At 72.5% G+C, this 14,630-nt stretch carries 12 protein-coding genes and 1 tRNA gene; 10 read left to right on the top strand and 3 right to left on the bottom strand.

Features of this window, described 5'->3' with window-relative positions; translation table 11 throughout:
- Positions 1-136 precede the first annotated feature (136 nt).
- Positions 137-1,219, top strand: coding sequence for a GNAT family N-acetyltransferase (locus tag ABD999_RS22150; RefSeq protein WP_271277167.1), 1,083 nt, complete (start codon positions 137-139; stop codon positions 1,217-1,219).
- Entirely contained in the window at positions 1,216-2,340 is a 1,125-nt protein-coding gene (locus ABD999_RS22145) for a DegT/DnrJ/EryC1/StrS family aminotransferase (RefSeq protein WP_271277168.1), read from the top strand. Before ABD999_RS22150 ends, ABD999_RS22145 begins: the two co-directional genes overlap by 4 nt.
- Here the strand turns inward: ABD999_RS22145 and pdxR are convergent.
- Positions 2,327-3,718, bottom strand: coding sequence for a MocR-like pyridoxine biosynthesis transcription factor PdxR (gene pdxR, locus ABD999_RS22140; RefSeq protein ID WP_271277169.1), 1,392 nt, complete (start codon positions 3,716-3,718; stop codon positions 2,327-2,329). The genes ABD999_RS22145 and pdxR overlap by 14 nt on opposite strands.
- A 67-nt stretch (positions 3,719-3,785) precedes the next feature.
- Here pdxR and ABD999_RS22135 point away from each other — a divergent pair, with 67 nt between their 5' ends.
- From ABD999_RS22135 to ABD999_RS22100, 8 genes are all read left to right on the top strand, one after another.
- On the top strand, positions 3,786-4,424 hold the full coding sequence (locus tag ABD999_RS22135) for a pyridoxamine 5'-phosphate oxidase family protein (RefSeq protein WP_271277170.1): 639 nt from the start codon (positions 3,786-3,788) through the stop codon (positions 4,422-4,424).
- Between the two features lie 88 nt (positions 4,425-4,512).
- Positions 4,513-6,891 carry a serine/threonine-protein kinase gene (locus ABD999_RS22130; RefSeq protein ID WP_271277171.1) on the top strand — a complete coding sequence of 793 codons (2,379 nt, stop codon included), beginning with the start codon at positions 4,513-4,515 and terminating at the stop codon, positions 6,889-6,891.
- 112 nt (positions 6,892-7,003) lie between these two features.
- A complete protein-coding gene (locus ABD999_RS22125; RefSeq protein ID WP_148029637.1) occupies positions 7,004-8,542 on the top strand; it encodes a serine/threonine-protein kinase in 1,539 nt (512 codons plus the stop codon).
- A gap of 118 nt (positions 8,543-8,660) precedes the next feature.
- Positions 8,661-10,064: a protein kinase family protein gene (locus ABD999_RS22120; RefSeq protein ID WP_271277172.1), complete on the top strand. Its 1,404-nt coding sequence runs from the start codon at positions 8,661-8,663 to the stop codon at positions 10,062-10,064.
- A gap of 37 nt (positions 10,065-10,101) precedes the next feature.
- Positions 10,102-11,484 carry a DUF2510 domain-containing protein gene (locus tag ABD999_RS22115; RefSeq protein ID WP_271277173.1) on the top strand — a complete coding sequence of 461 codons (1,383 nt, stop codon included), beginning with the start codon at positions 10,102-10,104 and terminating at the stop codon, positions 11,482-11,484.
- A 70-nt stretch (positions 11,485-11,554) separates the two neighbouring features.
- A complete protein-coding gene (orn, locus tag ABD999_RS22110) occupies positions 11,555-12,148 on the top strand; it encodes an oligoribonuclease (protein WP_148029634.1) in 594 nt (197 codons plus the stop codon).
- Positions 12,149-12,215: 67 nt separating this feature from the next.
- Positions 12,216-12,291: transfer RNA gene (locus tag ABD999_RS22105), tRNA-His, on the top strand.
- A gap of 156 nt (positions 12,292-12,447) precedes the next feature.
- Positions 12,448-12,675 carry a helix-turn-helix domain-containing protein gene (locus tag ABD999_RS22100; RefSeq protein ID WP_148029633.1) on the top strand — a complete coding sequence of 76 codons (228 nt, stop codon included), beginning with the start codon at positions 12,448-12,450 and terminating at the stop codon, positions 12,673-12,675.
- A 57-nt stretch (positions 12,676-12,732) separates the two neighbouring features.
- Here ABD999_RS22100 and lat read toward each other — a convergent pair whose 3' ends face one another.
- Positions 12,733-14,013 (bottom strand): L-lysine 6-transaminase, encoded by a 1,281-nt coding sequence (lat, locus tag ABD999_RS22095; RefSeq protein WP_271277174.1) that lies wholly within the window; start codon positions 14,011-14,013, stop codon positions 12,733-12,735.
- A gap of 84 nt (positions 14,014-14,097) precedes the next feature.
- Positions 14,098-14,625, bottom strand: a complete 528-nt coding sequence (locus ABD999_RS22090; protein ID WP_219543799.1) for an HdeD family acid-resistance protein — start codon at positions 14,623-14,625, stop codon at positions 14,098-14,100.
- Positions 14,626-14,630 lie beyond the last annotated feature (5 nt).

Raw genomic sequence — 14,630 nt, 5'->3', positions numbered from 1 at the left:
AGAACGTTATTCGGTTCTGAAAACCACCTGGGAGTTGCGTAACGTTCCGCACCTGCGAGAACAGGCGACACACCGATCCTTTAAGCTGAGTTTCCACATGTCTGCCGCCCCGAGGCATGTCGACAGTAGGAGCCCAGTGCAGGTCACCCTCGCTCATCCCAGAGAGCTGGGAGACGCCGAAATCAGCCGCTGGCGTGCTTTGCAGGAAAGCGACACGGCGTTCGACAACCCCTTCCTGTCTCCGGAGTTCACGCTCACCGTCGGTGAGCTGCGCGACGCCGTGCGGGTCGCGGTGATCCACGACGGGCCGGAGATCGTCGGATTCTTCCCGTTCGAGCGACACCCGCTGGGCATCGGCAAACCGGTGGCCGCGGGTCTGACCGACGCCCAGGGCATGATCTACGCCAAGGACCTCGAGATCGACCCGTTCAAGCTGCTGCGCAAGTGCGGGCTCAGCGTCTACGAGTTCGACCACCTGGTGATCGGGCAGCCCCTGCTGGGCGCCACCTACGAGACCTATCCGTCGCCGGTCATCGACCTGAGCGACGGCTACGGCCCCTACACCGAGTTCCTGCGGGCCAACTCCGGCAAGACCTACAAGACGACGCTGGCCAAGGAGCGCAAGCTCGGGCGCGAGGCCGGTGAGGTGCGCCACGAGTTCGCGATCACCGACCCGGGACCGCTCCACACGCTGCTCAACTGGAAGACCGACCAGTACCGCCGCACCGGCCGCACCGACCGGTTCTCCCACCGGTGGATCGTCGAGCTGGTGGAGCGGCTGCAGGCGACCCGCGGCGAGAGCTTCGCCGGCGTGCTCGACATGGTCTACGTCGGCGACCGGCCGGTGGCCGGCCACTTCGGCGTCCGCACCCGCACCACCCTGGCCGGCTGGTTCCCCGCCTACGACACCGCCTTCGCCAAGTACTCCCCCGGCCTCATCCAGCACCTGGCGATGGCCGAGAAGGCCGCCGCCGCCGGCATCGAGCTGATCGACATGGGCCGGGGCGCCAAGGAGTACAAGGAGAAGCTCAAGACCGGCGAGCTCACCGTCGCGGAGGGCCGGCTCGCCAGGCCCGGCCTCCCGGCCGGCGTCCACTGGATGATGCGGGTGCCCGCGCGCAGGGCCAGGGCCACCGTGCTGGCCCATCCGGTGCTCCACAGGACCGCGGACAAGGCGCTGAAGACCTACGGCCGGTTGCGGGCCAGGATGGCCGGATGAGGTTCCTGGAGGAGCGCACCGGCCGCCACTGCCTGCTCCTCCCCTCCAACCGGCTCGGTCTCTACCTGGCGCTGCGCCACTGGTGCTCGCCCGGCCAGCGGTTGCTCATGTCGCCGGTCTCCGCCGACGAGATCCTCTTCCTGGTGCTCGCCGCCGGCCTGTGCCCGGTGATCGCGCCGCTGTCGCCGCGCGACGGCAACATCGACGTCGCCCGCGCCGACCTCTCCTCCGTGGACGCGGTCCTGACGACCAATCTGTACGGGCTGCCCGACCAGGTGACGGCGTTCACCGGGAAGGTGCTCGTCGAGGACGTCGCCCACGCGATGGAGACCTCGGTCGGCGGCCGGCCGCTCGGCACGTTCGGCCTGGCCGGGGTGTTCAGCCTGGGCAAGCACGCCGCCGCCGGCTCGGGCGGGGTGCTGGCCGTTACGGAGCGCGCCGACCTGAAGTCGCTGGAGCAGGCCCGCGACGCCCTGCTGCGGCCGGGGTCGCTGCGCGCGGAGCTGTTCGCCGTGGCCACCTCGATGGCCCGCCAGGCGGCGCTCCGGCTCGACCTGGTGCGCCCGGCGCTGTGGCTGATGCGGGCGCTGGGCCTGCAGGAGGAGCGGGAGGGCTACCGCATCGCGCTGATGGCCCGCGAGCTTGCCGAGGCGCTGCCGCGGGCGCCCTCGCTGCCGTCGTTCGACCCGTGGGTCCGGGCCGACCTGCACGACTACCGCGCCGCCCGGGGCCGGGTGTCCCGGTGGTACCAGACCAGGCGGGTGGCCAAGGTGCCGCGCGAACGCGAGCGCAGGCTGGCCGGGGTCGCCCTGCTCGCGTCGTTGCCGATCGCCGCCCCCGCCGTGCGCGACCACCTCGACCAGCCGTTGTTCAGGGTGCCGCTGCTGGTGCGCGACCGCGACGCCGCCATCGCCGAGCTGGAGCGGCGCGGGGTGGCGACCGGCTATCTCTACGACCCGCCGTACGACGACTACGCGCCGGGTCTCACCAAGCCCTCGCCCGACCCGACGCCGGCCCGCTGGTGGGCCCGGCACGTGCTGCCGGTCGACCCGCTGTACGCGCGCCGGGCACTGCCGCTGCTGCGCGAGTTGGAGGCCGCCCCGGCGTTCAGCCTTCCCTGATCAGCTCGGCCAGGATCTGGCAGCCCCGCCGCACCTGCGCGAGCGAGGCGGAACCGTACCCGATGACCAGGCCGTGCACCCGCTCGACCCCGTGATGATGGCGTTCGGCCGTGTCGAGCAGCACCCCTCGCTCCGCGGCACGTTCCATGACGCGGGGGGCCAGCCCCGGCGGCAGCTCGGCCAGCACGTGCAGCCCGGCCGTGTCGCCGCGCAGGCGGCAGACCGGTCCCAGCGACTCCACCACCACGGCGCGCCTGCGCGCGTACTCCAGGCGCATCCTGCGCAGGTGGCGGTCGAGGTCGCCGCGCTCCAGCAGGGTCGCCACCGCCTGCTGCACCGGCCCGCTGGTGCGGTCGGAGACGGCGCGGCGGATGGCGGCGATCCTGTCGAGCAGATCGGGCGTGCCGACCAGCCAGCCGACCCCGACGTCCGGCGCCAGCGACTTCGAGAGCGTGCCGAGCAGCACCACCCGCGACGGGTCGAGGCCGTAGAGGGCGGGCAGCGGGGCGACGTCGTAGCGGAACTCGGCGTCGTAGTCGTCCTCCACGACCGTGGCGCCGGTGCGCCTGGCCCACGCCAGCAGCCGCTCGCGGCGCGGGATCGGCAGGCGCCCGCCCAGCGGGTACTGGTGGGCGGGAGTGGTGTAGAGCACGCGCAGCCCGCCGGGCAGGTCGTCGACGATCACGCCGTCCTCGTCCACGGGGCAGGCCACCACCTCCGCTCCCCTGGCGGCGAACACCGTGCGGGCCACGTGGTAGCCCGGGTCCTCGACGCCCGCGCGGGTGCCCGCGCCGAGCAGCGCCTGCGCGCACAGGTCGAGGCCGTTGCCGGTGCCGCGGGTGACCAGGATGTTCTCCGGCCCGACGGCCACCGCCCTGGCCCTGCGCAGGTGATCGGCGAGGAGCTCCCTGAGCCTGGGCAGGCCGTAGGGGTCGGGATAGTCGCCCGGCGGCAGGTCGGCGGCCTTGCGCCAGGCCCGCTTCCAGGCGGCCACGTCGTAGTCGCGCACCCAGGGGCGGCCGGGCGACAGGTTGATCACGTGGTCGCCCGGCACCTCCCGCCGCGCCATCTTCGGGGCGGGCGCCTGCGCGGCGGCGGCCCCGTTGGCGCCGGGCGGTGTCTCCATCGAGGCCACGAACGTGCCGGAGCCGTGCCGCCCCTCCAGCCAGCCCTCGGCGTAGAGCTGCTGGTAGGCCTCGGTCACCACGGTGCGGCTGACCCCGAGCTGGGCGGCCAGCCCGCGCGAGGACGGCAGCCGCTCGCCGGTCGCGAGCGCGCCCGAGAGCATGGCGTCGCGCAGCCGGCCCGCGAGCTGGACGGTCAGCGGCACGTCGGACTCCCTGGACAGGGAGATCGGGAGGTCGACGAGGGCGCGCAAGTGGTCTCCGGGAAGGCGCTGATAGTGGCTCTCCAGGATAGGTCCACTTCGCGGCTACGGTCGACGCATGCTCTCCTCCACCGCTCGCACCCGGCTGGGCCGCTCGAAGGAGCGTGGCAGCACCGACAGGAACGATCTGTACGAGATGCTCGACGCCGGCCTGATCTGCCACCTGGGCGTGGTGGCCGACGGTTACCCGATGGTGGTGCCCACCGGCTACGGGCGCATCGGCGACACCCTCTACCTGCACGGGTCGACGGGGGCCAGGTCGCTGCGGGCGGCGGCCGGCGGGGAGGTGTGCGTGACGGTGACCCACCTCGACGGCATCGTGCTGGCCAGGTCGGTCTTCCACCACTCGGTCAACTACCGCTCCGCGATCGTCTACGGCCGGGCCAGGCTGGTGACGGACGAGGAGGAGCGGATGGCCGCCCTGCGGGCGCTGACCGAGCAGCTCGCGCCGGGCCAGTGGGACTACGCCCGGCCACCGGACCGCAAGGAGCTGGCCGCCACCGCCGTGCTCGCCCTGCCGCTGGACGAGGCGTCGGTCAAGATCCGCCGTGGCGCGCCGAGCGACGAGGACGCCGACTACGCGCTGCCCATGTGGGCGGGGGTGCTCCCGCTCGTCACCGCCTGGGGCGAGCCGCTGCCCGACCCGGCGCTCGCAGACGGGATCGGCATACCGGTTCACATCAGTGACAGAAAGTAGTTCCATGAACAGGGGCGCACCTGGCAAACTCCTTCCCTAGATCACGCGTCTCAACTGGTGGGCCGACCCTGGTTAAAGAGGCGGACAAATGGAGTGGAGCGCACCCGGCTACACGGAGATCACGCAGCTCGGCGCGGGCGCCAGCGGCCGTGTCGTGCTGGCCGCGCACGAGGAGACCGGCGTCAAGGTCGCGATCAAGTACCTCTCCGAGAGGTTGCGACATGATCCCGCCGCGCTGGGCAGATTCCGCTCCGAGGCGCGGCTGCTGACCACACTGCGCGACCCGAACGTCGCCACGCTGTGGGAGTACATCCAGGATCCGCAGGGCGCCGCCATCGTCATGGAGCTGGTCAACGGCGTCCCGCTGCGCGCGCTGCTGCGCGAGAGCGGCCCGACCGGCGCGGAGGCGGCGCTGGTCGTCCTCAAGGGCTCGCTGCTCGGCCTGGCCGGGGCGCACGCGCTCGGCCTGGTCCACCGCGACTACAAGCCGGAGAACGTGATCGTCCGCGACGACGGCCACAGCAAGCTCGTCGACTTCGGCATCGCCGTCAAGCAGGGTCAGGCGACCCGGGCCGAGGGCACGCCGCCTTACATGGCGCCGGAGCTGTGGTCGGGCGAGCCCGCCACCCCGGCGACCGACGTGTACGCGGCCACGGCCGTGTTCTTCGAGTGCCTGACCGGTCACCGGCCCTACCGCTCGCCGGAGCCGAGCGTGCTGGGCTACCAGCACCTGCACGCCCCGGTGCCGGTGGACGACGCGCCCGAGCCGGTGCGTGAGCTGATCCGGCGCGGGCTGGCCAAGAGCCCCGCCGACCGGCCCGCCGGCGCCGAGGCGTTCGTCGCCGAGGTGGAGGAGGTCGCCAGAGCCGCCTACGGCGACGACTGGGAGGAGCGCGGCCGCCGGCGGCTGGCCGGGCTGGTGTTCCTGCTCGCGCTGCTGCTGCCCGAGCCCGCCGAGCCCGCCCCGCAGGTGACCACCACCCTGGCCCGCACGGTGTTCAGGGCAGCGCCGCGCAAGGCGGTGCGCGTCGCCATGGCGGGCGGGCTGGCCGCCGTGGTGGCCGCCGCCGTGGTGGTCGTGGCCGTCAACAGGGAGACGCCGACGCGGCTCGAACCCGTGGCCGCCGCGCCCTCCGAAGCACCGTCGCCCACCCCGTCCCTGCCGCCGGCGGTGACTCCGCGACCCTCCGGGGATCCCACCGCGGGCCCCTCCCCGGAGGACACGGCGCTCGGCCGCCTGCCGGTCATCGGCGACCCGGGGTCCCCGGCCACCGCCACGGGCGGGTCGCCGGACCCCGCCGTCACCGGGGGCCCCGACCCGGTCGCGACCTCCACGGACGGCCCCGGCGCCCCGCCGGCCAGCACCCCGCCTTCCTCCGAGCCTCCGACCAGCACCTCGCCCTCCTCGGACCCGCCGACCAGCGCCCCGCCCTCCTCCGCCCCGCCCTCTTCCGACCCGCCGACGACGACCACGCCGACGGTGACTCCGACGGTGACTCCGACGGCGAGCACCCCGACGCCGAGCGACCCGGTCACGAGCGCGCCGCCCCTGACCGCGGTGTCCTCGCTCACCGTGCATCGGTTGGCCGTCCGGGGCGCCGTCGCGGCGGGAGCGCTCACCGTCGACGCCACCGGCACCGGCCCCATCACCGCCCGCGCCACCTGGCGCGTCGCCGGTGAGGAGGTGCGCACCGAGCGGATCCGGCTCGGCGACGCCCGCACCTACACCCGCACCGTCTCGCACGACCTGGGCGAGCGCCCCTGCGGCAAGGACGTCACGCTCACCGTCGTCTCCGACCCGCCCGCACGCGGCGGGAACGGTTCGTCGACCGTGAGCGTGCCGCCCTGCCCGACCGAGGTGACCGGCCTGCGGGTGAGGCTGGCCATGGCGGGCGCGACCGCCAGAGCCACCGTGTCCATGCGCACCAGCGGCACCGGCGAGGTGCCGGTGGCGGCGGCCTTCGCGGTCAACGGCGACCAGGTCGCCACCCGGTCGGCCGAGGCGTCCGGGCGCACCTCGTACACCACGACGTTCCGCCACGCCTTCCGCAGCCGCCCGTGCGGCGCCACCGTCACGGTCCGGGTCACCGCCAAGGGCCGGACGGCCACCGGCAGCGCCGACGTCGTCTGCCCGATCGAGGTCAGGAGCGTCTCCGTCGTGCGCGCCGTGGCCGATGCGGGCGGGCTGACCGCCACGGTCGCCGTGAGGACCGGTGACACGCGGCCGGTCCGCCTCGTCGTGGGGTTCCAGGCCGGGAAGATCGCCGGTACGAGGCAGCTCACGCTGTCCGGCGCGACTTCGTACTCCAGGACGATCCGATACGCGGTCAAGACGCCCTGCGGGGCGTCCTGGCTGGTACGGGCGAGCACCCGGCCGGGAGCGGGCAACGGCGGCTCCCAGCGGGGCGGCACGCTGCCGGACTGTGAACCCGAGGTGACGGAGACTCCACAGCCGGAGATCGACTGAACCTCACCCTTTCGAATTTCGGGATATCTGATGCCGGTAGGTGTGAAACGCCGGTTAAGCTACGCTCCGTCTGTTGAGGGTGGGGGCCCGGACGACCGTAGAGGAGACCGCTATGAACGGCGATGAGCGGTGGGGGGTCCCCGGTTACACCGAGGTCCGCGAGCTGGGCACCGGCGCCGCCGGCCGGGTGGTCCTGGCCACGCGCGACCACGACGGGGCCGAAGTCGCCATCAAGTACCTGTCCGACCGGCTGCGGGACGACGTCGGCTTCGTCGCCCGGTTCCGCCAGGAGGCCAGGCTGCTGGGCGCGATGCGCAGCCCGCACAACGCCAGGCTGATCGACTACGTCGAGACCGGGCACGGCGCGGCCATCGTCATGGAGCTGGTCAACGGCGTGTCGCTGCGCGAGCTGCTCCGCTCGGAGGGCCCGACGGGGCCCGAGGCCGCGCTGACCGTGCTCAAGGGCTCCTTACAGGGGCTCGCCGCGGCGCACGCGATGGGGATCGTGCACCGTGACTACAAGCCGGAGAACGTGATCGTCCAGGGCGACGGCGCCAGCAAGCTGGTCGACTTCGGCATCGCCGTGGCGGCCGGCATCGGCGCCAGCGCGGCCGGCACGCCGCCGTACATGGCGCCGGAGCAGTGGTCGGGCGCGCCGGCCTCCCCCGCGACCGACGTGTACGCGGCCACGGTGGTCTTCTTCGAGTGCCTGACCGGCGCCCGCCCCTACCGGGCGACCAACCTGGCCGCGCTGGCCCGCCAGCACCAGGCCACGCCGCCGCCCGTCGAGGAGGTGCCGCCGGCCCTGCAGGGCCTGGTCGAGCAGGGCCTGGCCAAGCGCACGGAAGAACGGCCGGCGTCCGCCGAGGCGTTCCTGGTGGAGCTGGAGACCGTCGCCCGCGAGGCGTACGGGACCGACTGGGAGGAGCGCGGCAGGCGGAGGCTGACGTCTCTGGCGGGCCTGCTCCTGCTGCTCTGGCCGGTGCCGCCCGAGGCTCCGGCGGAGGCGGTCACCACGCTGGCCGAGACCCGCTTCGAAGGCCCGGCCAAGCTGCTGAGCAAGGTGTCCGCCAAGGCCGCGATCACCACGGCCTGCGTCGGGGTGGCGATCGCGGTGGCGGTGGTGCTGGTGAACCCGTGGAAGGGCGACACCGCCCTGCGCGCCCAGACCACCACGGCCACGCCCACCCCGTCGGCCTCCAGCGCCGAGCCGGTGGAGACCGACACCTTGGAGCCGGTCGAGACGGAGACGCCCGAGGAGCCGACGCCGGAGGCGACGACGCCGCAGCCGACCACGTCCGTCGCGCCCGTCGCCCAGCCCACGGCCACCCGTCCCACGACCCGCCCCACGGTGCGGCCGACTGTGCGGCCGACCAGGACCAGGAAGCCCACGGCCCGGCCGACCCGGACCCCGGTGAAGACTCCAGTGTCCACCCCGGCCGAGACGCCGGAGACCAGGCTGTCCGGCAAGGCCGACACCGGCAACCGGGGCACCGCCGCGCCCACGCAGCCCTCCGCCACGCCCACGCGGCAGACGCCGACGCGGCAACCCACGCGGACGCCGTCCACACCGCCGACCACGCCCAGCCCGTCCGAGAGCCCGACCGGCGGCGAGCCGCCCAGGAGCACGCCCACGGTGATCATCGACTAGGGAGCGGCACCGACCGGAACGGGTGACGTCCGGTGCGGTTCCCGTCAAACTGGCGGTAAGGCGACGCAGTCGGGGCGTCACCACAGGAAGATCTGACGCTCCGGGGGGGCAGACGGCGATGAGCAATCCGAGACAGGGGATCGCCGGGTTCCGGCTGACCGAGCACACCTGGATCACCGAGCTGGGCAACTGGATCGACGCGATCTCGCCCGACGGCCGCAGGGCCGGGGCGCTGCTGTTCGACTCCAGGATCATCGAGCTGCCCGGGGTGCGCGAACGGGTGGTGTCGGCGGTGCTGACCGACCGCCGGCTCGTCATGGGCGGGCTCGGCGGGCTGATCCCGGTCGCCGACGTGGTGGCGGCCGGCGAGCAGGTGTGGCTGCTCACCGCGCAGGCGGTCACACCCACCCTGGCGAGCCTGCTGGCGGCCGGCACCGTGGAGGCGGGCGGCGCGGCGGCGGTGCTGGCCGACACCTCTCAGACCCTGCTCGCGCTGCACGCGTCGGGGGTGACGCACGGCTCGGTGCATCCGGGCACCGTCGTGGTCACGGCCGACGGCGCCGCGCTGCTGTCGGAGCGCGGGCTGGCCGACGCCATCCGGGGCGAGATCTCGCCGCCGGATCGCGACGTCTCCGGCTGGGCGGCGCTGGCACGCGGGCTCGCCGGCGCCTGCCAGCGCGGGGCGCCGCAGGCCGCGGCGGCGTTCGAGCGGGCCGCGGCCGCGGCCACCACCCACGGGCTGGCGGCGGCCAGGAGCGGTCTGCTCGCCGAGTCGCACGTGCTGCCCGGCGGCATGATCACCCGTGACCGGCTGGCGCAGGCGGCACGCGGCCAGTCGATGTTCGCGCAGCCCGCCGCGTACGGCATGCCGGCCCCGGCCGGGCAGGAGCGCGACGAGGGCGACATCGTCACCCTGCTGCACGTCCCGCAGGGGCGCGAGAGCGCGGGCCGCACCACGCACGCCGGTCAGGCGACCACCAGTCCCAGCCCCGGCGGCGGGGAGGCGATGCGGTTCGGGCCGGGCGTCGGCGCGGCGGGGCAGGAGTCCACGGCCCAGCGGATCTGGCGCGAGGGCGCCTCCCCCGCGCGGAACGGCAGGGCCAGGGCGGTGCGCGCGCGACGCCGCCGGACGATCGTATCGGCGCTCGTGTTCGCGGCCGTGATGGCCGGGGCGGTCCTGGCCTGGCTGCGGCTGGGCGGTGGCGACGACACACCCGTGGCGGTGGAGAAGGTGACCGTCACCACGTCGGAGAAGACGCTGGGCTGCGACAGCGACGCGTTCGTCTCGGGCCGGATCGACACCAACGGCGGGGCCGGCGAGATCCGCTACGAGTGGCGGATGAACCTCGACAAGGACGTCGAGGAGGGCACCCTGCGCGCCACGGCCGGCACCACCTCCTACGACGTCGACCTGACGTGGCGGCTCCAGGGCGAGCGCACCGCCAAGGCCACGGCCACGTTACGGGTGCTCTCTCCCGGTCCGGCCCGCACCGCGAAGACGACCTTCACCTACAAGTGCTGAATGCACACCAAAGCGGTTGTTTACTACGCTGACGTGCATGACCTCGCAGACCCCCGCGGGCTGGTACCCCGACCCGTACGGCTCTCCGCAACTGCGGTGGTGGGACGGCAGCCAGTGGACCGACGCCACCCATCCGATGGAGCAGGGCCCGATGGATCGAGGCCCGACGCAGCAGAGCCAGACGGATCAGGGGCCGGCGCACCAGCAGCCCTCAGGACCCCAGCCGGCCTCCGGCCCGCAGCAGCAGCACGGCAGCCGGCCGCCCGACTGGCCGCCGGCGGGGGCCAACCCCACGCTCGCCTACGGCCAGCCTGCGCCCCAGGGCCAGCCCCCTTCCGGCCAGTCAGGTCCGTACGGGCAGACCGGGTCGTACGGGCAGACCGGGTCGTACGGGCAGACCGGGTCGTACGGGCAGTCCGAACCTTCCGGCCAGTCCGGGCCGTACGGACAGTCGGGGTCGTACGGGCAGTCCGGTCCTTATGGGCAGTCGGGTCCGCAGGAGGGCGCGTTCGGGCATCCCGGCGGCCAGCAGGCCCCGTACGGGCAGCCGGGAGGGCAGCAGTACGGCCAGCAGGCCCCGTACGGACAGCAGGGCCCCTACGGGCAGCAGTCGTGGGACGCTCCCGGCTACGGCCCGCCCCCCAAGCAGAGCAACCCGATGCCGTGGGTCATCGGCGGGGCGGCGGCGCTGCTCGTGGTGGCCCTCCTCGTGGTGGCCGCCGTCGTCTTCGTCAACAGCACCGGTGACCCGGCGGCCGCGCCGACGACGTCCCAGAGCCAGACCGAGGAGCCGGCGGAGACCGAGGACCCGGACCCGGCGCCCTCGACCGATCCCCCGCCCTCGACCGACCCGCCGCAGAGCTCCGCCGAGCTCCCGCAGCCGGTGGACGGCCGCATCACCGACGCCAAGCTGGGGGTCTCGTACGAGGTGCCGGACGCCTGGGACGTGCCGCGCGCGTCCTCGATCAACAGCACCCAGCCGGGGGCCCAGCTGTGGAGCAGCGGCGTGCAGAAGATCTCGCAGGAGAAGTTCGACGGCCGGTCCGACTGGATCGGCAACGTCTTCACCGGGGCGCTCAGCGACCGCTACCCCTACCCCGGCGCCGCCGGGATCGGGCTGACGGCCAAGGCGGTGTACGCCGACTTCAACAACAGGTACTACTCGCTCCAGCACACCAGCAAGATCGTCAAGGACCAGGCGATCAAGATCGGTGACCGGGACGCCTGGCTGGTGCAGTTCGAGATGGACTTCACCCAGATCTCCGAGGAGAAGGGCTACCAGTGGAAGAAGGAGAACGGCGCGGTCGTGCTCATGGACCGCGGTGAGGGGGAGCGGCCGGGACTCATCTACGTCTCGGTGCCCGACAACCTCGGCACCGACGTGGTCGACAAGGTGGTGAGCTCGCTCAAGCCCGCGTGACGAGTGGCACTAGGCTGGTGGCATGAGCAGGCGGACGGGTCGCTCCGGGCCGCTGCGGCGAGGAGTACGCATGAGTGATTCCCTGGTCTGGATCGACTGCGAGATGACGGGTCTCGACCTCGGGCGCGACGCGCTCGTCGAGGTGGCGTGCATCGTCACCGACAGCGAGCTCAACCAGCTCGACAGCGGCGTGGATGTGATCATCAAGCCGCCGCCGGAGTCACTGGAGCAGATGTCGGGGGTCGTCCGCGAGATGCACACCGCGTCGGGGCTGCTGCCGGAGCTGGCGACCGGGGTCACGCTGGCCGAGGCCGAGTCGCTGGTGCTCGACTACATCCGGCGCCACGTCCCCGAGCCGAAGAAGGCTCCGCTGTGCGGCAACTCGATCGGCACCGACCGCACGTTCCTGGCCAGGGACATGCCGGCGGTCGACGCCTACCTCCACTACCGCATGGTCGACGTGTCGTCGATCAAGGAGCTGTCGCGGCGGTGGTATCCCCGCGTCTACTTCGCCGCGCCCGAGAAGCAGGGCGGCCACCGGGCTCTGGCCGACATCCTGGAGAGCATCCGGGAGCTGCGTTACTATCGGGCTGCCGTGTTCGTCGGCCAGCCCGGGCCTGACTCGGCGACGGCCCGGACACTCGCGGAGCGTGTCAGCGGTTAACGGGTGGCGTGAAGACTCCCGAACACCGCTACACTCTTCCTGTGCCGTTCTTGCGGACGGCGCGATGGTGGGTGTAGCTCAGTTGGCAGAGCGCCAGGTTGTGGTCCTGGATGTCGAGGGTTCAAGTCCCTTCACTCACCCCAGAGGGCAACGGCCGGTTCTTCGGGACCGGCCGTTGCCGTTTTCTTCCGACAACTCCCCAAAAACATGTCAATGCGAGTTATGCTCGCTGTCTACCGCTAACGCCGGTTGGTTGGGGGGACTCGGCGATCTGACCGTCTGCGCGCCCCGGAGGCCGGATGAGAGTCGACGACGCAGCGTTCGACAGCGCGTTCACGTCCTTGAGCAAGCGTGAGGCCGAGGTCATGGACCTGATCGCGACAGGACAGTCCAACAGCCAGATCGCACAGCGACTGTTTCTCAGCGAGAAAACGGTCAAGAACCACGTCAACCGCATCTATGCCAAGCTCGGCGTGGACTCCCGCGTCCGTGCCATCGGCCTCTGGCGGTCCCGTACCACGGAGTGATCCCGTTTCGGAGCGTGCGCGCCCTCCCCTGAGGCGCGCGCGCTCGGACGGAGGTGGCTACGGAGCCGTCTCCAGGAGGGCGGACAGGGCCGTGAGGCCGTGGTCCACGTCCTGCTCCGGGATGTTGAGCGCCGGGCGCAGGCGGACCGACCTGGGCCCGCACGGCAGGACCAGGACTCCCGCCTCCTCGCGCAGCCGGGTGACCAGGGCGTCCCTGTCGGACGTCGTCGGCAGGTCGAAGGCGCACATGAGCCCGCGCCCCCGGACGCCGGACACGGTCTCCGGGTGCTCGGCCTCCAGCTTGGTCAGCCGCTCCAGGATGGTGGCGCCGAGGGCGGCCGCCCGCGGGATGAGCCCGTCGCGTTCGACGATCTCCAGGATGCCGCGGCTGCGCACCATGTCGACCAGCCCGCCGCCCCAGGTGGAGTTGATCCGCCCGCTGCGTTCGAAGACGTTGCCGGGCACCTCGTCCACGCGCCGCCCCGCCATGATGCCGCCGACCTGGACCTTCTTGGCGAAGGCCACGATGTCCGGCTGCAGCCCGAGCTGCTGGTAGGCCCAGGGGGTGCCGGTGGTGCCGCCGCCCGTCTGCACCTCGTCCAGGACGAACAGGGCGTCGTGCGCGTGGCACAGGTCCTGCATGGCCCGCAGGAACTCCGGCCGCATGTGGTTGTCGCCGCCCTCGCCCTGGATGGGCTCGGCGATGAAGCAGGCGATGTCGTGGGGATGCCGTTCGAAGGCGGCGCGGGCCTGGGCCAGCGCGCGCTCCTCGGCCGCCTCGACGTCGCCGGCGTGGATGGCGGGCACCTCGACGCGCGGCCAGTCGAAGGTGGGGAACCGGTCGGTCTTGACCGGATCGGTGTTGGTCAGGCTCAGCGTGTAGCCGCTGCGGCCGTGGAAGGCCTGGGTGAGGTGGAGGACCCGGGTGCCGAGCTCGCGCGGGCGACCGGCGGCCTCGTTGCGGCGGCTCTTCCAGTCGAAGGCGACCTTGAGCGCGTTCTCCACGGCCAGCGCGCCGCCCTCGACGAAGAACAGGTGGGGCAGGGCGGGGTCGCCGAGCACCCGGGTGAAGGTGTCGACGAAGTCGGCGAGGTGCTCGGTGTACATGTCGGGGTTGGCCGGCTTGTTGCGGGCGACCTGGCCGAGCAGGCGGGCGAAGTCGGGGTCGAAGGGCGGGTTCACGCCGAGCGGTGCGGAGGCGAAGAACGTGTAGAAGTCGAGGTAGCGCCGGCCGTCGCGGGCGTCGACGAGCCACGAGCCCTGGCTGAGTTCGAGGTCGAGTACGAGCCTGTATCCGTCGACGAGCAGGTGGCGGGCAAGGCGGGCGTGAACGTCCATGTCTCCTCCGCATTCGGCCGGACATGCCATATATTCCCCACCGTAACCCGGATTCATCCATAAAATTTACGGATCATCGCCCCATCAGGCTATCTTTTTCAACCGGAAAGACAGCGCGATCAGCGTGATCCCGTACAGCAGCGCGAAGATCCCGACCAGCCAGACGAGGCTGAGCAGCCCGGCGGCCGGCCAGAGCAGGAGCAGCACGCCGAAGATGACCGACAGCACGCCGCCCAGGATGAGCATCCACTCGTTGGAGATGACCTTGCGCAGCTGGATCCCGTCCGCGATCTCCGCGATGCCGGTGAAGATCGCCCAGAGGGCGATGAGGTACAGCAGCACGAGCGAGGTGATGCCCGGCCAGATGAAGGCGGCGAGGCCGGCCAGGATGCCGATGACGCCGAGGGCCACGGCCCAGGCCCGCGACCGCACCTCGTGGCGGTACGCGGAGTAGATCGCGACGATGCCGTCGACGATCGCGTAGGCGCCGAAGAAGATCACCAGCACCAGCAGGGTGATGCCCGGCCAGATCAGTGCCAGGATGCCGAAGATCACGGCCGCGATGCCCCGGACGAGCGGCATCCACCAGGTACGCGCGAGTTGCTGCTCCATTCTTC

It is taken from the genome of Nonomuraea ferruginea (assembly GCF_039540635.1).
Taxonomy (GTDB): domain Bacteria; phylum Actinomycetota; class Actinomycetes; order Streptosporangiales; family Streptosporangiaceae; genus Nonomuraea; species Nonomuraea ferruginea.
This window is presented reverse-complemented; position numbering and strand designations above follow the sequence as displayed.